Origin of the sequence: Agrobacterium sp. CCNWLW155, assembly GCF_036888815.1 — a bacterium.
GTDB classification, from domain to species: domain Bacteria; phylum Pseudomonadota; class Alphaproteobacteria; order Rhizobiales; family Rhizobiaceae; genus Agrobacterium; species Agrobacterium radiobacter.
This window is the reverse complement of record NZ_JBAKFW010000006.1, coordinates 148,475-172,313: the sequence shown is the minus strand read 5'-3', so window position 1 is coordinate 172,313 and position 23,839 is coordinate 148,475. Positions and strand designations below refer to the sequence as shown.

23 protein-coding genes are annotated in these 23,839 nt (G+C 61.1%); 5 read left to right on the top strand and 18 right to left on the bottom strand.

Annotation, left to right across the window (positions count from 1 at the left end; genetic code table 11):
- Positions 1–12: 12 nt before the first annotated feature.
- Entirely contained in the window at positions 13–966 is a 954-nt protein-coding gene (locus V6S97_RS18955; RefSeq protein WP_334427633.1) for a choline ABC transporter substrate-binding protein, read from the bottom strand.
- A gap of 94 nt (positions 967–1,060) precedes the next feature.
- Between V6S97_RS18955 and V6S97_RS18950 the strand changes: the two genes are divergently transcribed.
- On the top strand, positions 1,061–1,957 hold the full coding sequence (locus V6S97_RS18950) for a choline sulfate utilization transcriptional regulator (protein ID WP_112356705.1): 897 nt from the start codon (positions 1,061–1,063) through the stop codon (positions 1,955–1,957).
- 30 nt (positions 1,958–1,987) lie between these two features.
- Here V6S97_RS18950 and V6S97_RS18945 read toward each other — a convergent pair whose 3' ends face one another.
- The 6 genes from V6S97_RS18945 to V6S97_RS18920 all read right to left on the bottom strand — a co-directional run bounded on the left by V6S97_RS18945 (position 1,988) and on the right by V6S97_RS18920 (position 7,958).
- Positions 1,988–3,439, bottom strand: a complete 1,452-nt coding sequence (locus tag V6S97_RS18945) for an aldehyde dehydrogenase (protein ID WP_334427632.1) — start codon at positions 3,437–3,439, stop codon at positions 1,988–1,990.
- Positions 3,440–3,455: 16 nt separating this feature from the next.
- Entirely contained in the window at positions 3,456–4,178 is a 723-nt protein-coding gene (locus V6S97_RS18940; RefSeq protein WP_112356703.1) for an ABC transporter ATP-binding protein, read from the bottom strand.
- The gene (locus V6S97_RS18935; protein WP_080864439.1) at positions 4,171–4,899 is read right to left on the bottom strand and encodes an ABC transporter ATP-binding protein; all 729 of its coding nucleotides are present in this window, start codon (positions 4,897–4,899) and stop codon (positions 4,171–4,173) included. The genes V6S97_RS18940 and V6S97_RS18935 overlap by 8 nt, the downstream gene beginning before the upstream one ends.
- Positions 4,896–5,804, bottom strand: coding sequence for a branched-chain amino acid ABC transporter permease (locus V6S97_RS18930; protein WP_020009811.1), 909 nt, complete (start codon positions 5,802–5,804; stop codon positions 4,896–4,898). Before V6S97_RS18930 ends, V6S97_RS18935 begins: the two co-directional genes overlap by 4 nt.
- Positions 5,801–6,673, bottom strand: a complete 873-nt coding sequence (locus V6S97_RS18925; RefSeq protein ID WP_020811628.1) for a branched-chain amino acid ABC transporter permease — start codon at positions 6,671–6,673, stop codon at positions 5,801–5,803. Before V6S97_RS18925 ends, V6S97_RS18930 begins: the two co-directional genes overlap by 4 nt.
- 70 nt (positions 6,674–6,743) lie before the next feature.
- A complete protein-coding gene (locus tag V6S97_RS18920; protein WP_020009809.1) occupies positions 6,744–7,958 on the bottom strand; it encodes an amino acid ABC transporter substrate-binding protein in 1,215 nt (404 codons plus the stop codon).
- A 135-nt stretch (positions 7,959–8,093) separates the two neighbouring features.
- On the opposite strand from V6S97_RS18920, the gene V6S97_RS18915 reads away from it, so the two are divergent.
- Entirely contained in the window at positions 8,094–8,966 is an 873-nt protein-coding gene (locus V6S97_RS18915) for a helix-turn-helix transcriptional regulator (RefSeq protein WP_334427631.1), read from the top strand.
- A 19-nt stretch (positions 8,967–8,985) separates the two neighbouring features.
- Here V6S97_RS18915 and V6S97_RS18910 read toward each other — a convergent pair whose 3' ends face one another.
- The 6 genes from V6S97_RS18910 to V6S97_RS18885 are packed head-to-tail and all read right to left on the bottom strand — an operon-like array spanning position 8,986 to position 13,565.
- Positions 8,986–9,285, bottom strand: coding sequence for a HigA family addiction module antitoxin (locus V6S97_RS18910; protein ID WP_111833958.1), 300 nt, complete (start codon positions 9,283–9,285; stop codon positions 8,986–8,988).
- 55 nt (positions 9,286–9,340) lie between these two features.
- A complete protein-coding gene (locus V6S97_RS18905) occupies positions 9,341–9,622 on the bottom strand; it encodes a type II toxin-antitoxin system RelE/ParE family toxin (RefSeq protein WP_334427630.1) in 282 nt (93 codons plus the stop codon).
- A 52-nt stretch (positions 9,623–9,674) separates the two neighbouring features.
- Positions 9,675–10,481: an ABC transporter ATP-binding protein gene (locus tag V6S97_RS18900; RefSeq protein ID WP_111833956.1), complete on the bottom strand. Its 807-nt coding sequence runs from the start codon at positions 10,479–10,481 to the stop codon at positions 9,675–9,677.
- Positions 10,478–11,512 (bottom strand): FecCD family ABC transporter permease, encoded by a 1,035-nt coding sequence (locus tag V6S97_RS18895; protein ID WP_334427658.1) that lies wholly within the window; start codon positions 11,510–11,512, stop codon positions 10,478–10,480. The genes V6S97_RS18900 and V6S97_RS18895 overlap by 4 nt, the downstream gene beginning before the upstream one ends.
- A 2-nt stretch (positions 11,513–11,514) precedes the next feature.
- On the bottom strand, positions 11,515–12,558 hold the full coding sequence (locus V6S97_RS18890) for a FecCD family ABC transporter permease (RefSeq protein WP_111833954.1): 1,044 nt from the start codon (positions 12,556–12,558) through the stop codon (positions 11,515–11,517).
- The gene (locus V6S97_RS18885) at positions 12,555–13,565 is read right to left on the bottom strand and encodes an iron-siderophore ABC transporter substrate-binding protein (RefSeq protein WP_334427629.1); all 1,011 of its coding nucleotides are present in this window, start codon (positions 13,563–13,565) and stop codon (positions 12,555–12,557) included. Before V6S97_RS18885 ends, V6S97_RS18890 begins: the two co-directional genes overlap by 4 nt.
- A 221-nt stretch (positions 13,566–13,786) precedes the next feature.
- Here V6S97_RS18885 and V6S97_RS18880 point away from each other — a divergent pair, with 221 nt between their 5' ends.
- Entirely contained in the window at positions 13,787–15,910 is a 2,124-nt protein-coding gene (locus V6S97_RS18880) for a TonB-dependent siderophore receptor (RefSeq protein WP_149622175.1), read from the top strand.
- A gap of 81 nt (positions 15,911–15,991) precedes the next feature.
- On the opposite strand, the gene V6S97_RS18875 is transcribed toward V6S97_RS18880, so the two are convergent.
- Positions 15,992–16,885 (bottom strand): helix-turn-helix domain-containing protein, encoded by an 894-nt coding sequence (locus tag V6S97_RS18875; protein ID WP_202907379.1) that lies wholly within the window; start codon positions 16,883–16,885, stop codon positions 15,992–15,994.
- 215 nt (positions 16,886–17,100) lie between these two features.
- Between V6S97_RS18875 and V6S97_RS18870 the strand changes: the two genes are divergently transcribed.
- Positions 17,101–17,277 (top strand): hypothetical protein, encoded by a 177-nt coding sequence (locus V6S97_RS18870; RefSeq protein WP_077998798.1) that lies wholly within the window; start codon positions 17,101–17,103, stop codon positions 17,275–17,277.
- Positions 17,278–17,433: 156 nt separating this feature from the next.
- Here the strand turns inward: V6S97_RS18870 and katG are convergent, their stop codons facing one another.
- The gene (gene katG, locus V6S97_RS18865; protein ID WP_149622176.1) at positions 17,434–19,605 is read right to left on the bottom strand and encodes a catalase/peroxidase HPI; all 2,172 of its coding nucleotides are present in this window, start codon (positions 19,603–19,605) and stop codon (positions 17,434–17,436) included.
- A gap of 210 nt (positions 19,606–19,815) precedes the next feature.
- Here katG and V6S97_RS18860 point away from each other — a divergent pair, with 210 nt between their 5' ends.
- On the top strand, positions 19,816–20,724 hold the full coding sequence (locus tag V6S97_RS18860) for a hydrogen peroxide-inducible genes activator (protein WP_003505612.1): 909 nt from the start codon (positions 19,816–19,818) through the stop codon (positions 20,722–20,724).
- A 62-nt stretch (positions 20,725–20,786) separates the two neighbouring features.
- On the opposite strand, the gene V6S97_RS18855 is transcribed toward V6S97_RS18860, so the two are convergent.
- The 3 genes from V6S97_RS18855 to V6S97_RS18845 all read right to left on the bottom strand — a co-directional run bounded on the left by V6S97_RS18855 (position 20,787) and on the right by V6S97_RS18845 (position 23,782).
- A complete protein-coding gene (locus V6S97_RS18855; protein WP_334427628.1) occupies positions 20,787–21,668 on the bottom strand; it encodes a DUF3313 domain-containing protein in 882 nt (293 codons plus the stop codon).
- Between the two features lie 108 nt (positions 21,669–21,776).
- On the bottom strand, positions 21,777–23,111 hold the full coding sequence (locus V6S97_RS18850; RefSeq protein WP_111796947.1) for a sensor histidine kinase: 1,335 nt from the start codon (positions 23,109–23,111) through the stop codon (positions 21,777–21,779).
- Complete coding sequence (locus V6S97_RS18845) at positions 23,108–23,782, bottom strand: response regulator transcription factor (RefSeq protein ID WP_020009793.1); 675 nt, start codon at positions 23,780–23,782, stop codon at positions 23,108–23,110. The genes V6S97_RS18850 and V6S97_RS18845 overlap by 4 nt, the downstream gene beginning before the upstream one ends.
- Positions 23,783–23,839 lie beyond the last annotated feature (57 nt).

Below are 23,839 nucleotides of genomic sequence, written 5' to 3'. Positions count from 1 at the left end.
CGACTTTCCGGCTTAGAGACCAAGCTTGCCCTTGACGGCGTCCGCACCCGGCTTGCCATCGAGCGTAGTGACACCCTGCAGCCAGCCATCCAGCGCCTTGGGATTGGCCTTCAGCCAGGCCGTCGCCGCCGCCTTTGAATCCTCGCCACCGAGAATGGAGCCCATCAGGCTGTTTTCCATGCCGATATCGAACTTCAGGTTCTTGAACAGCGTCGCCGCATTCGGGCATTGCTGCGACCAGCCGGTGCGGGCCAGTGTATAGACTTCCGCGCCGCCGAAATTCGGGCCGAAATAGGCATCGCCGCCGGAGAGGTAAGCGATATCGATCTTCTCATTCATCGGATGCGGCGCCCAAGCGAGGAAGACCACGGCCTTCTTGTCCCTGCCCGCCCGTTCCACCTGCGCCAGCATTGCCTGTTCGCCGGATTCGACGAGCTGCCAGCCTTTCAGGCCGAAATCATTGGCGTCGATGATCTTCTGAATATTCTGGTTGGCCGGCGCGCCCGGCTCGATGCCATAAATCTTGCTTTCGAACTCATCGGCATGGTTGGCGAGATCGGCAAAATCCTTCACGCCCTTTTCCGCCATATAGGAAGGCACCGCCAGCGTGAACTTGGCGCCCTCAAGGTTCTTCGTCATTACCTCGGCCGCTTTCGACGCGTTCAGATCGTCGACGAAGGACTTCTGGGCCGGCATCCAGTTGCCGAGAAAGACATCGATTTCGCCATTTTTCATGGCCTGATAGCCGATCGGCACCGACAGTGTCTTGACGTCGCCTTCATAACCCAGCGCATCGAGCAGGACGGAAGCGACGCCGTTGGTGGCGGTAATGTCGGTCCAGCCGGGATCGCTGAGGCGAATGGTCTTGCAGGTGGCGTCATCGGCCGCCTGTAGCGGGGTGGAGAATGCCGCCACCGACAGAATGAGACCGGCGGCGATGCGGTGCAGATGAGAAACGGTTTTCATTGCGGCTCCCCTTTTATTAGTCCAGTTTATTGAACACCACATTGTTTTTGCCTGTGAAGCAGGTATTTTTCGATGACTGATATAAGGAAATTTAATGTCTGACCGGCCGCTCGATCTCGGATGGATGCGCATTTTCACCGATGTCGCCCGCCGCGGCAGCCTCACGGCTGCGGCGGCATCGCTACGACTGACCCAGCCGGCCGTCAGCTATCAGATGCGCAAACTCGAGGATGAGCTGGGCGTGGCTCTTATCCGGCGCAAGCATCGCGGCATCGAACTGACGGCCGAAGGACACAAACTGTTCGACATCGTCTCGCGTAATGTCGACGCCATCGATCTTCTCGCGCAGCAGCTTCGCCGGACAGAGGATCGGCAGACTATCCGCCTGCATACGGACTATGCCTTTTCTTCCTTATGGCTCATCCCTCGCATGCATGGATTTCGAACGCTCAATCCGGATATCAATATCCAGATCGTCGCCACGCAGGATCCGCTGGGCCAGGGCAAGCACGATAGCGACGTGATGATCATTTTCGGCACGCGGCAGGAGGCCGGCGACGGAGCGGTGCTGCTGCTTTCGGAAAAGGTCACGCCAGTCTGCTCGCCTGCCCTGCTGGCCGGGGCGCCAGCCCCCGAGACCGTTGCGGATTTTTCGCGGCGGAAGCTCATTCACCTCGAAAACACCTCGCAGGCGCACTGGTTCGACTGGTCTTCCTACTTCAAGCATTTCGGCGTGCAGAGAACGGCCGACCATGATGGCGGCGACATCAGCTTCAACAATTACAGCATGGTGGTGCAGGCAACCATTGGCGAGCAGGGATTTGCGCTCGGCTGGGCCGGGCTGGTCGATCCGTTGCTTCAGGCCGGCGTGCTTGTGACCGCAGGCCCAAGCCTCGATGCGCCGGGGCGCGGCTACTGGCTGATGCGGCCGAAAAGCAGCGACAGCGCGGTGAGAAAGCTCACCGGCTGGTTGATCGACGAGCGGCGGTAACGCCGCCCGCAAGCTTGTACCGTTTCCTGTTCAGATGGGATAATGCAGCGGTCCGTCCTGCAACGTGATCCAGCGCAACTCGGTGAATTCCGCAATGCCCGCCGTGCCGCCGAAGCGGCCGTAGCCGGAAGCTTTGACGCCGCCGAAGGGCATCTGCGCCTCATCGTGAACGGTTGGACCGTTGATGTGGCATATGCCGCTTTCGATACGGGCGGCAATGGACAGCGCCCGTGCCTGATCCCTGCCGAAAATCGCAGCTGAGAGGCCGAACTCGGTTTCATTGGCAATGCTCACCGCCTCATCGATGCTGCCCGCCCTGATGATAGAAACGACAGGACCGAAGCTTTCCTCCGCATAGAGCCGCATGGCGGGGGTGACGCCATCGACGGCAATCGCATCCAGCATCGTGCCGTTGCCACCGCCACCGGCAACCTGCCGTGCGCCCTTGGAGATGGCGTCATCCACCAGCGCCCGAATGCGCGAGGCCGCTTCAGCGCTGACCAGCGAGCCGAGCGGTGTTTTGCCCTCACGCGGATCGCCGGCCGTGAGGCTCGACGCTTTTTTCGCGAAGGCCTCCACAAATGCATCGGCGACGCTGTCGAGCACGATGATGCGTTCCGTCGACATGCAGATCTGGCCCTGGTTCATGTATGCGCCGAAAGCGGCAGCCGCGACAGCCGCGTCGATATCGGCATCGTCAAGCACAATGAACGGCGCCTTGCCGCCAAGCTCCAGCAGAGCGGGTTTCAGGTAACGGCCGGCCGTTTCGGCAATCACGCGGCCGACACGAGTCGAGCCGGTGAAATTTACGCGTCTGACGGCGGGGTGTGCGATCAGCGTATCGACGATCTTTGCGGCATCTTCCGGCGCATTGGAGACGGCATTGAGCACGCCCTTGGGCAGACCCGCCGAAGCGACAGCCTCGATGATCAGCGCATGGGTGCGTGGGCAGAGTTCCGAGGTCTTCATCACGACCGTATTGCCGCAGGCAAGCGGCGTGGCGATGGAGCGCACGCCGAGAATAACCGGCGCGTTCCACGGCGCGATGGACAGCACAACGCCCGCCGGCTGGCGCAGCGCCAAGGCCATGGTTCCCGGACGGTTGGACGGAATGATCTCGCCCTTGATCTGGGTGGTCAGGCTTGCGGCCTCCACCAGCATGTCGCTTGCCAGTTTGACGTTGAAACCGGCCCAGGCGTCGGTTGCGCCGATTTCTTCCTTCATCGCCTGGGTAATATCAGGCCCGGCGGCCAGAAGCGCCTGCGCGGCGGCCAGGAGCAGGCGACGGCGTTCACCGGGCGGCGTCGCCGACCAGACGGGGAAAGCGGCAGCCGCGGCATCGGCCGCACGGGTAGCGTCCGCCACCGTTGCCGCCGCAGCACTCGTCGCCACGTCGCCGGTAATGGGGTTGCTGCGTTCGAAGCGCTTGCCGCTTGTGGCCGGGCAATGGTCGCCCCCGATGAAAAGATTGACAGTCTGCATGATCTTCCTCCTGAATTCAGACAATAGCGGCGGTCGTTCCGCCAAGAAACGCCCGTTGCACGGCGGGATCGGCGGACAGGGCTTGTGCCGTTCCCGCCCCCACAATCCTCCCTGCCTCCAGCAAATAACCGCGATCGGCAAGCGCAAGGCTTTCCCGTACATTCTGCTCCACGAGCAAAATGGAAAGGCCGCTCTTCTTGATCTCCGCCAAGGCGGCAAAAAGTTCCTGCGTAACGATGGGCGCAAGGCCAAGGCTCGGTTCGTCCAGCAGAAGATAATCCGGCGCTGACATCAGCGCCCGCCCGATGGCGACCATCTGCTGCTCGCCGCCGGACATGGTGCCGGCAAGCTGCTGCCGTCGCTCGGCAAGACGCGGAAACAGCGAGAAAATCTGTTCTCTTGTCGCCTTTTCCGCTGAACGGGCATGGCGAGGATTGGCCCCAAGTCGGAGATTGTCCTCCACCGTCAACGCCGCGAAAATTCCGCGTCCCTCCGGCACCAGCGCTACGCCCCGTTCCACAATCTGATGGGCGGGGACAGCGGCAAGCGACGCGCCATTGACGCGCACTTCGCCGGAGACCGGAGCCACCATGCCGCCGACCGCCTTCAGCAAAGACGACTTGCCCGCACCATTGGCACCAAGCAGCACCACCGTTTCGCCCTTGGCAACATTGAGCGATATGCCGTCAACCGCGAGATGTTTGCCGTAGCGGATTGTCAGTGCGTCTATTTCAAGCATGCGCCGCTCCCAGATAGGCGGAAATGACCTGCGGATCGTCAAGCACCGTTGCCGTCGGCCCATCGGCGATCTTGCGACCGGCCGCCATGACCACGGAGCGCGGGCAGAGTGCGTGCACAGCAGCCATGATATGTTCCACCAGCAGGATCGTCGTACCCTCGGATGCCAACCGCCGGATCAGCGCTATCCCTTCCTGCAGTTCGGTGGGATTGAGACCTGCAAGCCATTCATCCAGCAACAGAAGCTTCGGTTCGCCCGCCAGCGCACGCGCCAGTTCAAGGCGTTTCTGATCGATATAGGTGAGGTCGCCGGCCGGCATGGTTTCCCGCCCGGCAAGGCCTATTCTTTCGAGGCAGGCGCGCGCGACCTTCTCCGCCTCGATACGGGACAGGCGTTGTGGCCCGAACATGGCCGATACGGCAACGTTTTCAAGCAGGGAAAGCGACGGCAAAAGCCGCACGAGCTGGAAGGTGCGCGCCACGCCGGCGCGCGCAATCACATCCGGCCGCCGGCCTGCAATCTCCTGCCCTTTGAGCCGGATAGACCCTTCAGTGGGCTTCAGCGCCCCGGAGACGAGGTTCATCAGCGTCGTCTTGCCGGAACCGTTTGGCCCTAGCAGCCCGACGACCTCGCCGGCCTCGATGGTGAGGCCAAGGCCATCCACCGCCTTCAGCCCGCCAAAGGTCTTGCGGATATCAGTGATTTCGAGAACGGCGCTCATGCGGCTTTCTCCTTTTTGCGCAGCTTCTCCAGCGCCGCCAGCACCCCATCCGGCAGAACAAAAACGATGAGGATGAAGAGAGCGCCGAGAATGATGGAAAAATGATTGGGGAAGTTCGCGCCCAGCCACTCGAACAGCAGGAACAGCGGCACCGCACCGAGAATGGGTCCCCAGCGGCGTGTGGCTCCGCCGAGCAACGCCATGATGACGGTGAGGAACGATACCTGCGGATTAAAGACGATGGCCGGCTCGATATAGACCCAGCGCGGGGCCTGAATGGCGCCGACCAGCGTGATGATCGTGGCGGACAGCACGAAGAGCGTCAGCTTGGTGCGGGCCAAGTTGATACCCGCATGGGCGGCCACGACCTCGTCGTCACCGATTGCCTTCAGCGCCAGTCCGAGCTTGCTGCGGTCGATGAGGATCGCCAGCAAAAGTGTGACGACAGCCAGCGCCAGCAATTGCCAGAGTACGTGTTGCGGCTCCAGCGGCAAGAAGATGTAACGCCCGAGCGTGCCGGTCACATTCACCTCATACCAGGTGATGAGCTGGCGGATGAGCTCGGCAAGACCAAAGGAAAAGATCACGAAATAAATGCCGGCGACGCGCAGTGTGGAAAGCCCGACGACAAGCGCCAGCGCCGCGCCGACAAGGGCCGCACACAGGAGCACCAGCGGCCATGGCAGAACCTCGCTCAGCACCGCGACCGTATAGGCCCCGACACCGAAAAAGGCGACGGTGGCGAGCGAAATATAGCGCGTCGGGCCGGAGAACATCGCCCAGGCGGAGGCAAGCGTCGCATAACCGAGAAGGCCGATAATGACGCCGACGCCATAGGCATCGAAAAAGAAGGGGGAAAGCGCCAGCAGTGCAGCTGCGGCAAGGCCGATGAGAAGCGGGATCATTTGCCCCTCCTTGCGAAGATGCCTTCCGGACGCCAGAGCAGCACCACGAGAAAGAGCAGATAGGTGGCGGCAAGCGTGAGGCCGGGATCGACATAAACGAGCACGAAGGTTTCCACGAGACCGAGCAGCAGGCCGGCCACCAGCGCGCCAAGCAGATTGCCGACACCGCCCATGATGACGACGACAAGCGCCTTCATGGTGAAGACCACGCCATAGGAGGCGGAAAAGGTCTGGTACATCGAAATCATCACCCCGCCGGCCACGGCGAGTGCTCCGCCAAGCGCAAAGCCGATCGAGGCCACACGGTTCACATCAATGCCGACCAGCGGCGCGGATTTGGGCGCAAGCGCCACCGCCCGCAGGTTGAGGCCCCAGCGGCTGTGGGTGAGCGCCAGATAAAGCCCGCCGCCAATCGCGACCGACAGGATGAACGACAGGAGCCGGTTCAGCGCTACCGTCGTGCCGAAGATGTCGACGCCATCGGAGAGATAGGAATAGGAATGGTAGTTGCCGCCGAACACCACGAGCATGATCCCCTGGATAACGAAGAGCAGCCCGAAGGTCGCCAGAATGGAATCGACTTCCAGGCGGCCGGAGCCGCCCGAACGGCGCACCAGCGGCCGCATCATGACCCGGTAGATCACGAAAGACAGGGCGTAACCGAGCGGCACGATGATGAACAGCGACCAGAGCGGCGACAGGCCATAGCTGGAAAACAACACGAAGGTGATGAAGGCAGCCGCAATCAGCACCTCGCCATAAGCAAGGTTCATGATGCGGGCAATGCCATATTGCAGCGAAAGTCCAAGCGCGATCAGCGCATAGGTCCCTCCCAGCATCAAGCCGAAGATGAGGGTGGATAAGAACAAGGGAATGTCTCCAGTATGGAAGATGGCCGAAGCCTTCCGGCCGGGGTTCGCGGCCCCGGCCGGCAAAGGCTCACCATTGCGGCTTCGGAACGACCGGCTTGGCCGCACCCGGGCGGTCTGCGGGCGCAATCGCCACAAAACGCTCACCCTGCCATTGCCCCGCCCACCAGAGCTGGCGAAGCTGGTTGTCTTCAAGCTTGACCGGGCCGATGACGGTGTCGAAGCTTCCCGTCGAAAGTTCATTTGCCACCGCCACCTTGTCGAGGCCGACGCGCTGGATGGACTGGGCCAGCATTTCGAGGCTTGCATAGGTGATGGCGCTTGCCCAGCTGTCCGGCTTGGTGCCGATGAAGGCTTCGTGGCGTTTGAAATAATCCTCGATCTTGTCGCTGCTGCCATCGACGCCGCCGATGCTGATCACGCCCTCCTGCTTGCCATCGGAGACCTTCGGGAAGATCGGGAAAGCACCGCCGACGCCGACATAAAGGACCTTCGGGTTGAACTTCGCCGTCTGCGCCTGTTTCGTCACCGCAAAACTATCGGGCGGATAGGAAAAGGCGATGAAGCTGTCCGCACCGCTCGCCGCCGCCTCGTTCACAAGTGCTGCGAAATCGGAGGTGCCGACCGGATAGGTCTTGTCATAGGCAAGTGTGAAACCCGCTTCCTTCAGCGCCGGCCGCGCGGCCTTGATGAGATCGATGCCGAAACCGTCAGCCACGGAAATCACCGCGACCTTGTCGTTGATCTGGCCGGCATCGCGCGCAGCTTTCAAGACATCGGCGAGCGCATTGGCATAGTCATGACCACCGCCCAGCATCCAGAAGCTCTTTTTCCAGCGCGCCGCGAAATCGGGCGCCTTGTCGGTAACGCCGGTCACGGCCAGCTGTGGATAACCGAAACGGTCGTAAAGCGGTGCGACGGCCAGATTGAAGCCCGTGCCCCAGGGCGGCAGGATGAAATCGACCTTGTCCTGGCTCGCCAGACGCTCGGTGAACCGCACCGCATCCTCGGCCGAGGAGCGGTCGTCATACTCGACCACTTCCACCGGCAGGCGCTTGCCATCCGGCAGGGTCAGGCCACCGGCATCGTTGACCTCTTTCACCCATAATTTGTAGTTCGGAATGGTGGTGATGCCAGCACCCGTGGCATTGGCGCCGCTTTTTGAAACGGCATAACCGATCTTCACCGAGGTACGATCCTGCGCAATGGCGTGACCGAAAGATACCGCCGACAAGGCAGCACCGGAGAGCAGGCAGAACAGCGTTCTGCGCTTCAGATTATTCATGATGTTCCTCCCAAAGCGCGTTGTCGGGGTTGCCGTTCTCCTCAAGGCTTTCCCCTGCGCTGATCAAAGTTTAGCAATGACAGCCGCATATAAAATGCACTAATGTAGTGCATTATTGTACTTTTGGAGGCCGGAATGCCGCTGCATAGCCAGATTGCCGGCAATCGCGTGGAGATCACGGCGCGCACCCTCGCCTCGACGCTGCGCATCTCCGAGTTCCGGCTGGAATCGGACAGCGCCCATCTGCTTCTCCTGTCCGCCGGGGAGGCGGAAATCATACAGGGCGAAAAGACGCTGCCTGTCCCGGCGCCGGGGCTTATCTGGCTGCCCATCGGCCCCACCGGCCGCCTGCGGCTGAATGCCGGAAGCCGTGGATCGCTGCTTAAGACGACGGAGATCGGGCTTGCCCATGCGATGCCCACCGGCACGAGCGCAAGCGCTGTTCGCAATATATTGCAACGTGTTCTGACGCAGACGCCGGCAGAGAAGGACCGGCTGGAGCTGGCGGGTTATCTCGAGACCATCGCCAGCGAAAATGTCCGCGCGACAACCGGTTCAGACACGATCATCGAAAGCCTGCTCTCCGTCACTCTTATCCGCATCTGCCAGCACGCTATCGCCGATATTGCCGCAGCCGTCTCAACCCCCGGCAGCCTCACCGAGCGTTTTGTGCTGCTGGTCAACCAGCACAAACGCGACCAATGGGGTGTGGAAGACTATGCAAGGCGCCTCGGCGTCAACCGCGAACGCCTTGGATTTGCGGTGCGCAAGGCGACGGGGCTTTCGCCGCAGGCCTATATTCACCGGGAACTGCTGTCCGAAGCGCGGGACCTTCTTCTGAACTCATCGCTGCAAGTGGCTGAAATTGCGTTCCGATTGGGATTTCAGGACCCCGGTTATTTCAATCGCTTCTTCACCCGCAACGAGGGTAGCTCTCCCGGCCGTTTCAGGAGAACGGCAACGCGAATGCAGAACGTGCCGCCACCATCTTACGCGGCCTGGCCATGACCTGACAGGCGGCTGAGAATTAGGCCGCTTCCAGTTCTTTGATATTGGCAAGGTCCGCTTCCAGCCTCGCGGCCGCCGCCTTAATGTCAAAGGCGTTCTGCAAGTTCAGCCAATATTCCGGTGTGGTCTTGAAAAATTTTGCCAGGCGCAAGGCAATGTCGGCGGTGATACCGAGTTTCTCTCCCGCAATCCGTTCTATACGGGTACGCGGAATATTGAGGTGCCTTGCAAGAGCGTAAGCCGACATCCCCAGCGGCTCAAGATAGAGTTCCCGCAGGATTTCTCCCGGAGGGATCGGAGGCGATTTACTGATTGTCATGCTCGCTGGCCCTCCTTGGCCGATTTGTCATGAGCCTCTCCACGAGAATGCCAGACTAGTGATAGTCGGTTATTTCCACGTTTTCCGGCCCTGCTTCCGTCCAGACGAAGCAGATGCGCCACTCCTTGTTGATCCGGATCGAATGTTGGCCTTCACGGTCGCAGGACAGCTTTTCCAAAGGGTTACCGGGCGGTGACCGAAGGTCTTCTGAAGTGGTCGCCGCATCCAGGATCGTGAGCAACTGCTGGGTGCCGCGTACCAGATCGGCGGGAAAGCCCTTCTTCACAGATCCGTCGTCAATCGATGCAGCCAGCTTGTTTTTGAAAGAGCGGATCATTGCTGGCCTACGTACGGAAGTCAACAGAACCGTATCTCAAAGAGAACGGCTATTACCACCCCGCCACCGTTCGATGCCGCCCGATCGGCAGCATCATCGGCTTGCCCGAGGTCGGATCCTTGATGACCCGGCTTTCGATGCCGAAGACGCGAAGGACATTCTCCTCCGTCAATACTTCCTCCGGTGTGCCGAAGACATGCAGTTTCCCGTCCCTCATGGCGACAAGATAATCGGCATAACGCGCCGCAAGATTGAGATCGTGCAGCACCATGACGATGGTCGTCTCACGGGTCTGATTGAGGTCGGTCAGAAGATCCAGCACCTCGACCTGATGACTGATATCGAGGAAAGTGGTGGGCTCATCCAGCAGCAATATGTCGGTCTGCTGGGCGAGCGCCATGGCGATCCAGACACGTTGCCGCTGGCCGCCGGAAAGCTCGTCCACCGGCCGCTCGGCCAGTTCCACCGTATCGGTGGCGACAAGGGCTGCGGCGACGGCCTCGTCATCCTGCCGCGACCAGCGGGCGAACAGGCCATGATGCGGGTGCCGGCCACGGCTGACGAGATCGGCGACCACAATGCCCTCCGGCGCTATCGGCGATTGCGGCAGGAGGCCCATGCGCCGTGCAAGCTCACGCGAGGGAAGATGATGGATCGACTTTCCATCGAGCAGAACCTGGCCGGCGCGCGGCGTGATCAGCCGCGACATGCTGCGCAGCAGGGTGGACTTGCCGCAGGCATTGGCGCCGACGATGACGGTGATCTTCCCGCGCGGGACAGTGAGGTCCAGCCCGTCGATAATAAGGTTTTCGCCATATCCGGCCGAGAGGCGGCTTACGGAAAGGGAGTGGCCGGTCATAACGAGCCTCCGCTGCGGTTGACCCGCACGATAAGGTAAATCAGATAGGGTGCGCCGAGCGCCCCCGTGACGACGCCGACCGGATAACGGCCCGGCAACAGAAACTGGCCGCAATAATCGCCCACCAGCACCAGCACCGCCCCGACCAGAGCCGCAGGAATGAGCAGCGAGCCGTTGCTGCCGACGATGCGCGCCGCAATCGGCCCGGAGAGAAAAGCGACAAAGGCGATCGGCCCAGAGACCGCCGTTGCAAAGGCGATCATGCCCACGGCGGCGATGATGACGATGATGCGGGTTCGTCCCACCCGCACGCCGAGCGCTGCTGCGGCATCATCACCCAGTCTTAGAGCTTCCAGATCACGCGCACGGCTGAGGAGCAGGCCGCCGAACAGGATGAGCGCGATGGAAAGCGGCAGCAACTGGGCGACCTTCGCGCCGTTGACGCTGCCTGTCAGCCAGCGCATCGCCTCCTGCAGCGTCCAGGCCGGCGCGACGGAGAGAATATAGGCAATGAAGCTTTCAAGCATCGCCGACACGCCGATGCCGACGAGGATCAGCCGCGTGCCGGCCACGCCGTTTCGGAAGGACAGGAGATAGACCAGAAGGGCGACGCCGAGACCGGCGGTGACGGCGAAGACCGAGACCAGCGGCCCGCTCATCTGCAAAACGACGATGGCGAAAACGGCCGCCGCACTTGCGCCGGAACTGATGCCGATAATATCGGGGCTGGCGAGCGGATTGCGCAGCATGATCTGGAAGGCGACGCCGCCGAGCCCGAAGCTCAGGCCTGCGAGAATCGAAAGCAGCGCGCGCGGCAGGCGCAACTGCCCGACGGTGAAGGTGACGCCGGCAATATCCTCCCCCAGCAGAACGCGGATGACATCACGGGGCGGCGTGAAGGATTGCCCGAGCATCAGCGTGATTGCGAAAGCAAAGATCAGGATCACCGACAGGACAGCGATGACAAGGCGACGTCGGCGCTGACGTGTATGGCGGTTGAAGACGAGATTTTCGATGACGGGAGCGTGCATGGTCACAATTCGCGCACCCTCTGGCGTCTGACGATCCAGATGAAGAAAGGCGCGCCGACAAGGGCGGTGACGATGCCGACATCAAGTTCGGACGGCCGCGCCACAATGCGCCCGACAATATCGGCGGCAAGCAGCAGACACGCCCCGCCTAACGCCGAGAACGGCAAAAGCCAGCGATTGTCCACGCCAACCAGCAGGCGGCAGAGATGCGGCACCACCAGCCCGACAAAACCGATCGGCCCGCAAATGGCGGTGGCCGCGCCGCAGAGCAGAATGGCGCCGAAGGACGCCACGGCTCTGGCTGCCATGACATTCTCGCCAAGCCCGGCGGCGAGTTCATCGCCGAGCGCCAGAGAATTCAGCTTGCGCGCCGAAAGCAGGCTGACGATGAAGCCGGCGGCGAGAAAGGGCAGCACGGTCTCGATGCGCTCGAAGGTCGCTCCGCCGACGCCGCCGATCTGCCAGGAGCGGATGCCGCCGGCAATATCGCTGCGCGGCAGCACGACGGCGATGACGAGCGACGAAAAGGCGACGGAGGTGGCGGCGCCCGCAAGTGCGAGTTTTAGGGGTGTCGCCCCCCCTCGCCCGAGCGAACCGACAACATAAACGAAAACCGCTGATACCCCCGCTCCGGCAATTGCGACCGTGATGAAGGCATGAGCCGAGGCGATGCCGAACCAGACAATGCCGATGACGACGGCAAGCGACGCCCCCATGTTGACACCGAGAATGCCGGGATCGGCAAGCGGGTTGCGGGTAACACCCTGCATGATGGCCCCAGCCAGCCCGAGTGCGGCCCCGGAAAGCAGGGCAAGCAGCGTGCGCGGCAGGCGCACCGCAACCGCCGCTTCGGCAACCGTCTCGACGCGGCCACTCAGCCCGCCAAGAATATCCGCAAAAGAGACCTCACGCGTGCCGATGGCGACGGAGAGCGCACAGAGCAGCGCGAGAAGCGCCAGTACCGCGCCGAGCCATGCGGTTCTCGCGCGGCTGGAGCGGCCGGCGAGCAGCACCGCCGTCGCTTTGCCGGGTCCCGACATCGTCACTGTGATTTCCCGGAGGATTTGTCGGCGGCCTTCGCCAGGAGATCGGCATAGTCCTTCAATACCCATGAAATCGACAGCGGTGTGGGGTTGGAGGCCGTGCCAAGCGGATCGCGGCCGAGCATGACGATCGCATCATTGGCGACGGCCGGCATGCGGGCGAGAAGCGGATCGGCGCGCATGGCGTTCAGCAGCGGCTGGCTGCCATAGGTCACGACGATATCGACATCGTCAAAGGCATCCACACGCTCGGCGCTGACGCCGGCGGCGAATTGCCCCGGCTTCGTCGCCTCCAGGACGCTTTTCGGCGAGGCGAGCCCCAGATCGGCGAAGAACTTCACCCGGGTGTCATTGGCCGTATAGAAATTGACGACGCTGAGATTGGTGGCGTCGAGATGGGTGACGAACATGGCCGACTTGCCCTTCAGCTGCGGGTAGCCGGCGGCGACCTGCGCGATTTCGCCCTCGGTGCGTTTGATGAGCGCCTCACCTTCCACCGCCATGCCGAGCCCGGCGCTGTTGAGCCGGATCATCTCGCGCCACTCCGTCGCCCAGGGGGAGACGGGATAGGCGACAACAGGGGCGATCTGGCTCAGCGTATCGTAATCGGACTGGCTGAGGCCGGAATAGGCGGCAAGGATGACATCCGGCTGCGTTGCCGCCACGGCCTCGAAATCGATGCCGTCACCCTCGTCGAACAGAACAGGCTTTGCCGCGTCGAGTTCGGTGAGCCGCTTTGCCACCCATGGCAGCAGGCCGTCGCCATCATCATCGCCGAAATTGGCCGCCGCAAAACCGACGGGCACGATGCCGAGCGCCAGCGGCACCTCATGGTTCGCCCAGGCGACAGTTGCGACCCGCTGCGGTTTCTTCGCAATCGTGGTCGTACCGAACGCATGTTTGATGACGATGGGATAGCTGGCCGTGTCCTCCGCCGAGGCCATATCAGGCGCGATCATCGACAGGAAAAGCACAAATACCGGCACGAGGCAGCGAAACGGGCGAAGCATGGCGAAGCTCTCAAAGGTTCAAAAGTGGACTTGAACTCTCAGCTTCAAATGCCCCCGTCAAGCCCAGGCAAGAAATGCCGCCGCAACAGCGGTGAAATTTCCGGGGTTTTGTACAAAACCGCAAAAAGTTACAATACCGGACAAACTTTCTCAAGTTATTGGGCGCTTCGAGAGTGGGCCGTGAAAACGGCGATCGGGGCATCAAGGTCTGGGACATACCAATGAATATCGAAACCGAAGGCAGACACCGCAAAACCGCGCGACGTCGTTACCAGGAGGCGGCCCTGCTTGCCTGCACGGCGCTTGTCGCCACCCTGCCCGGCTCCCTGCTGGCGCAGGAATCTGCCAATACGGGCGGCAGCACGGTTCTGGAACGCATCACCATCGACAGCGGCGACAATGACGACCAGAAATCGATCGTTGCCACCCGCACCACGAGCGGCAGCAAGATGGCGTCCGATATTCTCGACACACCTGCCGCCGTTTCCGTCATCACCGCCAAGGAAATGCAGCAGCGCGGTGTGCAGACCGTGGAGGAGGCGCTGCAATATACCGCTGGCGTGACCACGGATTTTTACGGCTCCGACGACCGTTTCGACTATTTCAAGATTCGCGGTTTCGATGCCTATACCTATCGCGATGGCCTCACCCTCGGCCGTCCCTTCGGTGCCCTGCGCGAAGAAACCTATGCCTATGAGCGGGTGGAAGTGCTGAAGGGCGGCAATTCCACCACCTTCGGCGTCTCGGATCCCGGCGGCTCGGTGAACTATTCCACCAAGGTGCCGAAACGCACCCGTTTTGGTGAAGCCTATGTGACCGGCGGCTCCTACGGCCGCGCCGAAACCGGCTTCGATTTCGGGGACAACATCACCAGCGACGACACGCTGTCCTATCGTCTGACCGGCAAGCTCAGAAATGCCGATGCGGAATATGACTATTCCCGCGATGACGAGAAATTCTTCATGGGCGGCCTGACCTGGCGTCCGACCGACGTCACCAGCCTCACCGTCGTTTACGATCATCTCAACAAGGATGGCGTTCCCGGCGGCGGCGGCCATCCCGTCGGCTCGCATTTCGACCGGAGCCGCTTCTTCGGCGAACCGGACTACAATTATCGCGGCACAAACCGCAATTCGCTGAACGTGATGTTCGACCACGATTTCGGCTCGGGTCTGACCCTGAGTTCCAACGCCCGTTACAGCAAGGCGAATACGGACTTCGGTTATGCCTATATCTCGTCGACGCCGACCAACGGTTCGACCATCGCCAACCGTTCCTATTTCGGCAACGACACCGAGACCGAAAACTTCCTGATCGATACGCGCCTGCAATATGACACGCGGTTTGAAAATGTCGAAAGCCGCAGCCTCGTCGGCGTCTTCTACAACGACTACACATCCGGCAGCAAAAACTACTTCGGCGCTGCGCCGAACATAAACTGGATGAACCCGGTCTATACCGGCGCACCCTCCTCGGTGCCGCTCTTCTCCAACTCGCTGACGGACCAGAAAACCAAAGCCATCTACCTGCAGCAGGACCTGACCTTCTTCGACAGGCTCACCGTCAGCGCCGGCCTTCGCAATGACTGGATCGACACCGACCAGACCAACCGGCTGAATGGCACGACGGCAAGCGGCGACATCAGCGAGCTGACCAAGCGCATCGGCGTGTCCTACAAGGTCACCAACGAAATCGCGCCCTATATCAGCTATGCCGAATCGGTGGTGCCTGCATCCGGTCTCACCGTTGAACCGGAACGCGGCGAACAGATCGAGCTCGGCGTGAAATACCGGCCGGACGCTTTCCCGGCCCTGTTCACCGCCTCGATCTACGATCTGAAGAAGAACAACATCACCGTCACCAGCCCGATCACCAGCCTGCCGACCACCATCGGCGAGGTGCGCGTGCGCGGCCTCGATCTTGAAGCGAAGGCAGAGGTAACAGACAATCTCAGCCTGACGGCGGCCTATTCCTATCTCGATGCGGAGATCACCGAAAACGGCACCGGCGGCAATGTTGGCAACCGGCCGCAATTCGTCCCCGAGCATCAGGCTTCACTGTGGGTCAATTATACGCTCGAAGGTAACGACCATTTCGGCGACATGACCTTCGGTCTCGGCGGCCGCTATACCGGCGCCTATTATTTCGACAATTCGAACAAGATCGAAACCGGAAGCAGCGTGACCGTGGATGCGGCATTCAGCTACAAGATTCAGGAAACCGCCTCACTGGATGTCAATGTCTCCAACCTCTTCAACGAAAAACACGTTTCGTATGGCGGGTTCGGCGCTGACTTCTACAATCCCGGCCGGGCGTTTTCCGTGACTTTGCGAAAGACGTGGTAGAAAAAAAATATCTGGTTTCAAACTACTATACGACAATCCTAATGTTTAACGTCATCCTCGGGCTTGTCCCGAGGATCCAATTCAAAGCAGCCTGTGCAGACGCCGCCAGGCGGCGGGCGTGTTGCCCACGGACTGGCGGAAAGCCTTGGTCAGATGCGCCTGATCGGAAAAGCCGAGCTGGGCGGCGATATCGGCCACAGTCAGATCGCCTTCCAGCAGAAGTTTCTGGGCCGCGTTGATGCGACGTTCCAATTGCCATTGCAGCGGCGTCTTGCCGGTGCTCTGGCGAAACACGGTCGCGAACCAGCTTTCCGAAAGCCCGACAATATCGGCCATCTCGGCAACCGTCATACGGTCGTCGCCACGCTTTTCGACCTGGGCAAGAAGCTTGTTCAACTGCGCCTGCGTCAACCGGCCATTCACCTGCTCCGGTGAAGGGCCGGGAATATCCAACAGGCCGGCAACGATGCTGCCGACGAGACTTTCCGCATAGACCGCATGTTTCGAGGGCTCCGCCAGCTCATCGACAAGTAGCCCGGCAAGGGTTTCCACCGAGCCGATATCCTGTATCTCGACCGGGCGGCGCAGCGCCGTCATCGCCGCCGAACTGCCGACCGAAGGTGACAGGAAGCGCAACAGCCGGTCCTTGTGAATATGCAGGTTGAGATGCGAGAACCGGTGCGTGGCGTTGCTGCTCGTCCACATCGGCACGCCAGCCGGCACATAAACAGCGCGTGTCATCGGCCGCGAATGGTTGCTGAACTCGCCGTTCCGGTTGGACATGCTGATGCGCGAAGACACATCGTTGAAAAAAATCATGATGCGCGGATCGGCGGCAAGATAATAACCCTTCGCCCCCATCTGGCTTTCCGCCTCCCAGAAAGCACTGACGAGCCCGTCCAACTGGCGCCACTTCACCGGCGCAGTGACGCTGATCCCTTCCGTGTGCCAGGTCATGGAATGCCAGAAACTCAATGCGGGTACCGTCCGGTTGTCGGGTTTGGGTTGAGGGCTTGGAAGACAGGCGCGCGGCGCCAGTCATCGCGCTCCGCCCCAATAACATGACTTATGAATTCATGTTAATAGCAAAGATCGTTATGAAGAGAAACATTCACTGACGCGACTATTCTGGAACCTCTGCCCAGGACACCCGTTGAACTCCTGACAGGAACGCAACAATGGAGACTATCATGGACAGCAAGAAGGAACCGGGCAACTTCGCGGACAAGAAGCGCGAAGAGAAGGGCCGCGGCGTCATCGTTGCCGGGCCGGATGCGCATGAGAATGAAAAAAGCGGCATAGCGCCCTCGGAAAAGGCCGAAAAATCCTCTCCCGGCAAACCGGTTTCGTCTTCGGACAGGCGATAGGGCAGCACATCCCACTACGAGCGGAATGCAGAGGCGAATAACCTCCCCTCATGCCGGATCGCGTAGTGACTGATTCAATCTCGCCAACCCACCGGCCGCAAAAACACCTCCCCGATCGCTCAGGGAGGTGCATCACCATTTAACGGTCGGCCTCCCTTACAGAAGGTCGAAACGGTCAGCGTTCATCACCTTCGTCCAGGCGGCGACGAAATCACGCACGAATTTCTCCCTGCTGTCGTCCTGTGCATAAACTTCCGCATAGGCGCGCAGGATGGAGTTCGAACCGATGACGAGGTCGACGCGGGTGGCGGTGTACCTGGTTGCCCCAGTCTTGCGGTCACGAATCTCATAGAGATTGTTGCCGGTCGGAACCCAGGAATAGGCCATGTCCGTCAACGTCGTGAAAAAGTCCGTCGTCAGCGCGCCGGGCGTGTCGGTGAACACGCCATGCGCCGTACCGGCATAATTGGTGCCGATGACGCGCAGGCCGCCGATGAGCACGGTCAGTTCCGGCGCGGTCAGGCCCAGAAGCTGCGCGCGATCCAGCAGCAGTTCTTCGGGGCTGACAACATAGTCCTTCTTGACCCAGTTGCGGAAACCATCCGCCAGCGGCTCAAGCGGAGCAAAGCTGTCGGCATCCGTCTGCTCGGCGGAAGCGTCACCACGGCCGGCCGCAAAAGGCACGGCAATGTCGAAGCCGGCCGCCTTGGCCGCCTGTTCCACACCGTAATTGCCGGCGAGAACGATCACGTCCGCAATACTCGCGCCGCTTTCACGGGCAATCTGCTCCAGAACCGAAAGCACGCGGGAAAGACGGGCGGGCTCGTTGCCTTCCCAGTCCTTCTGCGGTGCGAGGCGGATGCGTGCGCCATTGGCGCCGCCGCGCTTGTCCGAACCTCGGAAGGTGCGGGCGCTATCCCAGGCGGTCGAGACCAGATCGGCAACGGAAAGGCCAGACGCCGCGATCTTCGCCTTGACGGCAGCGACATCGTAGCTGGTGGAGCCTGCCGGGATGGGATCCTGCCAGATCAGGTCTTCCGCCGGAACGTCAGGGCCGATGTAACGGGACTTCGGCCCCATGTCGCGGTGCGTCAGCTTGAACCATGCGCGGGCGAAGACGTCCGAGAAATGATCCTGGTCGTCCTTGAACTTCAGCGAAATCTCGCGGTAGATCGGGTCGACCTTCAGAGCCATGTCGGCATCGGTCATCATCGGAATGGTGCGGATCGAGGCATCCTCAACGTCCACGGGCTTGTCTTCTTCGGCGATGGTGATCGGCGCCCATTGTGATGCACCGGCAGGGCTGTGGGTCAAGGTCCACTCATGCTTGAACAGCATGTCGAAGAAGCCGTTGTCCCACTTGGTCGGCTCGCTCGTCCAGGCACCTTCGATACCGGAAACAACCGTGTCGCGACCAATGCCGCGGCCCTTGGTGTTGATCCAGCCAAGACCCTGAAATTCCGGGCCTGCGGCTTCCGGGTCGGGGCTGAGGTTGGCGGCGCTGCCATTGCCGTGCGACTTGCCGATGGTATGGCCGCCGGCGGTGAGAGCCACGGTTTCCTCGTCATCCATACCCATGCGGGCGAAGGTCTCGCGCATCTGCGCCGCCGTTGCCAGCGGATCGGACTTGCCGTTCACACCTTCCGGGTTGACGTAGATGAGGCCCATCTGCACGGCGGCAAGCGGGTTTTCCAGCGTCTCGGGCTTGGTCACGTCGCCGTAACGGCCATCGCTCGGCGCCAGCCATTCCTTTTCGTCACCCCAATAGGTGTCCTTTTCCGGAGCCCAGATGTCTTCACGGCCGAAGGCGAAACCGAAGGTCTTCAGACCGGCGACGTCGTAGGCAATGGTGCCGGCGAGCGCGATCAGGTCTGCCCAGGAAATCTTGTTGCCGTATTTCTTCTTGATCGGCCAAAGCAGGCGGCGGCCCTTGTCGGTGTTGACGTTATCAGGCCAGGAATTGAGCGGGGCAAAGCGCTGGTTGCCGGTGTTGGCGCCACCACGACCGTCCGTTACGCGGTAGGAACCCGCCGCATGCCAGGTAACACGGGCCATCATGCCGACGTAGCTGCCCCAGTCGGCCGGCCACCATTCCTGGCTGTCGGTCATCAGGGCGCGCAGATCGGCCTTCAGGGCCTCGACATCGAGCGTCTTCAGGGCTTCGCGATAGTTGAAGGAGGTGCCGAGCGGATTGGTCTTGGTATCGTGCTGATGCAGGATATCGAGGTTCAGCGCATTCGGCCACCATTCGGTCACCGATTTACCGGAGGCCGTGTTGCCTCCATGCATGACGGGACACTTGCCAGCCGGTTTTGAAGTTGCGTCCATTTCGCCCTCCGATGGGTTTAGCAATTAAACGAATAGTCAATTCGACATGTGCAGCCTGTTGGAGCCAGAGCCCGCGGCAGGTCATGGGAAACCGTGCAGCGACGCTGGTGATCTTTCACAGCTACAGCTTCTTTCTGTCATGAAGATGACTAACAGCCGGGTTCCATAATTTCCAATTGTATATTCTAAAGGCTGCGATATGCTGAGCTTATGATTGCGCTCTCCATGAAACATCTTCGTTATTTCGACGCCCTTGCCAAGATTGGTCATTTCGGGCGGGCGGCCGAGGCATGTGCGATTTCCCAGCCCGCACTGTCGCTGCAAATCCGCGAACTGGAGGAACTGATCGGCGCGCCGCTTGTCGAACGCGGCAGCCGCCAGATCAGGCTGACGGCGCTTGGTGAGGAATTTGCCGAACGCACCCGGGCCATCCTGCGTTCGGTGGACGAGTTGCAGGATCTGGCGCGCGCGGGGCATGGCCCTCTCAGCGGTCGCCTGCGCATCGGTGTTATTCCCACCGTTGCGCCCTATCTCTTGCCGCAAGTGATCAAGACGCTAACCCGGCATTATCCCGGACTGGAGGCGCGCCCGCGCGAAGCGGTAACGCAGAAACTCATCGAAGACCTGCTGGAAGCCCGGCTAGACATGGCAATCGTCGCGCTGCCCGTTTCGGAACCCGCGCTGGAAGAAGTGCCGCTGTTTTCGGAGGAATTCATTCTGGTGCGGCCGATGGAGGATGCGGGCATGCCGGTGCCGAGCGCCGACAAGCTGGGTGAAATGCGCCTGCTATTGCTGGAGGAAGGCCATTGTTTCCGCAACCAGGCGCTTTCCTTCTGCAGCACGACCAATGCGCCGCCGCGCGTGCTGATGGAGGGCTCTTCGCTCTCCACCCTCGTACAGATGGTCGGCGCCGGCATCGGCGTCACGCTCATTCCGCAGATGGCCGTCGATATGGAGACGCGGCAATCCACCGTTTCGGTATTCCGGCTTGCGGAACCGCGCCCGTCGCGCACCATCGGCATGGTCTGGCGCAAGAGCAACCCGCTCTCGGCGCAGTTCGCCCATATCGCGGAGATCGTCCGCGAATGCGGCCTTCAGAAGCTCGGTCTCGCGGCATAGGCACTTGGTTCGGACGATCGCGCGCGCCGTAACGCACGCGATCTACACATAAAGCGGCTGGCCTATCGCGCTGCGACTTTCGCGTGCCCGTCGTCGGTCCATTGCGGCGGCGCGCCGAACTTGTCAGCCACCATGCCCTTCAAGCCACGTGACCGGCCATAGGCATCGCACTCGACATATTTCGGTTTTCCGCCCAGAGCCGACCGGATTCGATGGCCAGAGGGAATAGACAGGTTCAGACCGTCGGAGACCTTGCCTGACACCAGAATACGCGCGAAATAATTGGAGAAATCGTCGGCGAGCCCGTAGGCATCGCCGATCTCCGACACTCGGGCCTTACCGGTAATGGAGTTCGCGCCCTTGGACCAGACGGCCGCCGCGCGCTGAACGCCGCCACTATCCACCGCCTCGGCCTCAACGGCCAGCCCGCCAAGCCCGAATGGGAGACGCGGCACGCTGACCGGCAGGACGAAGCCGCTGCCGAGCGTCACGGCCGTCGATACCCCGGCCATGGTCTTGTCGGTCGGCACCAGATCGGTGATGACCGTGCGCACCGTCATATCCGCCGGCTGTCCAAGAGCGGCGATCCGGTATTTATCGCTGAGCGCCACGCAGATGGCGCGATCCAGCGCATTCGAAACAAGGGCACGATCCTTTTCCGATGTGATCCGCGACGAGGCGGCGAAGGAGAAGGTGGTCGGCACGATGGCGACGGTCTTGACCCCGGCCAGCCCGGTGGCGTCCACGAAGGTTCGCGATTTGGTGAACTTTCCCTTGGCCGGGCTGAGCTGCGCATAGGAGGTAAGCGTGCCACCTTCTTTCAGCGGCACAGAGGTGCAGCCGGACATGATGATGGCGAAGGGCAAGGTGGCGAAGGCGACACCGCGGCTGCGGGACGCCTTGTCGCCGGAACCCCGGGCAAACAGATTCCACTGTTGTTTCACTGCACGTACTCCGGTTGGGATGATTGATCCTGTGCCCCGCACGGTACGACAGCTAAAATTGCGGCAACATTACAATCACCGGCCTCTGGACAGCGCGCAACGCGACGATCAGAAACGTAACCGGAAGGTGCTTCCGAAAGCGCTGCTATCCAGAAAGATTCGCCCGTTATGGTTGGCGACAATCTGCTTGACAAGGCTGAGGCCAAGCCCTGCCCCGGTGCTGCGCGGTGTGATGCGGTAAAAGGGCTCGAAAATCCGTTCCCGCTGGTCTTCGGCTATCCCCTGTCCTTCATCGGAAATCGCGATCTCACCATTGGCGAGAACCGAGATATGGATCATCCCCCTGTTGCCACCATAATCGATGGCATTGCGTACGATGTTGCTGATGGCGCGCGGCAGGGTGAAGGGGTTGCCCATCACCTCATATCGCGCGATCTGCGTATCGAAGGAGATGTCATAACCCGCCGAAAGCGCAAGCGGCGCAAGATCGGCGACGACGGTGCGGGTCATCTCGACGAGCTCCACCGTCTCGCGCCGGTCGTTCACCTGATCGTTTCTTTCGAAAGCGAGAAGCTGTTCGGTGGTTTCGCCAAGCCGCGCGACATCCTCCATCAGGCGTTGCTGTTCCGGCCCCGGCAAGCCCTCTATCCGGGTCTGCATGATCGCAATTGGTGTTCTCAGCTCATGCGCCGCATCGATGAGAAAACGCTGGCGCGCCCGAAACTGCTCTTCCAGCCGTTCGAGGATGCTGTTGAAGGCAAGGATCAGCGGAACCACCTCGCGAGGCACATCCTCGACGGGAAGCTTTGAGCCCGGCCGGCGCGGATCGATCTCGGGGGCCCTTTTGACGACGGAACTGAGGCCGGAAAGCGCCTGGCGCACGATGCGGGGAACCGAGAAGAACACGGCGGGCAGGATGACAGCCAGCAGGGGAACGTAAATCTTGTAGGTTCCGGCAAGAAGCGTCAGGAACTGCCCGCCGACATGCGTCGTTCCGCCGAACATGACCCTTACCGCACCCCATTTCGTTTCCATGCTTTCAACCAGGGCGACCTCGACGATGCCGTTTCCTCCACGAATATCGGCATCCGTCATCAGATGCAGATACCGCGACAATTCCTCATAAACGGCAGGCACGGCGCCGTAGGTCGCCACCCGCCCGTCCAGCGTGGAGGCAACGAACCAGAGTGTTGAGTTCTCCGCCTTCAGGGCCCGCAATGCCGGGCTCTCGGTAATGATCAATCCCTTTTGCGGATCGAGCGAAAGTGAACCATCAAGCGTGGCCGAGAGGTCGTCCCAGAGCGCAATATTGGGGGAAAGCATCATCACGCCGTAAAAACAGAGCCCGATGATGACCACGGCAATCATGGCAGAGACGACGACGCTGAGCTGCCAGCTCAGTTTCCACCACAAGGACGGGTTGGACGTGCCCTGCGCTTTCATGCTTCTTCCTTCAACAGATAACCGATACCACGAATATTATGGACGCCGACGCCTGCGGATGCATCGAGCAGGCGTTTTCGCAGCCGCGATATATGCGCGTCGAGCGCATTGGACTGGATCTCTTCCTCGTAATTATAGACCGCTGCCTCGAGCGTGGAGCGCAGCACGGATTTGCCCTTGCGTTTCGCCAGCGCAATGAGAACCGCAAGCTCACGTCTTGGCAGATCGAAGGGAACCGAATTGATCGTGACGCTGAGATGGAGCGGATCAATGACGATGCGGCCAGCGGTGATCTGGGCCGGCGCAAGGTTTGCCGGCCTCCTTAGAACCGCGCGCACCCGGGCCAGCAACTCGCCGACGAGAAACGGCTTGCCAAGATAATCATCTGCGCCGCCGTCCAGCCCCGCGATCCGCTCTTCCGGCTCGTTCATCGCCGTCAACAGAATGATCGGCGTGTCGATACCTGCGCGGCGCAGCTGCGGAATGAAGGAGAGCCCTTCCCCGTCAGGCAGGCGACGGTCGAGCAGAATGGCGTCATAGACGTGCTGACGCGTCAGCTCCATCGCATCGCCGAGCCACATGGTATGGTCGATGACGATCCCCTGCTTGCCGAGCGTCGCCGTCAGCGCATCCGCCATTTCCTTTTCGTCTTCGATCAACAGAAGTCTCATGCGTCACCGTCCCTTCGCCTTCCGTTTTCTGCCAGAAAGGTTGCGGCAGTATTGCGG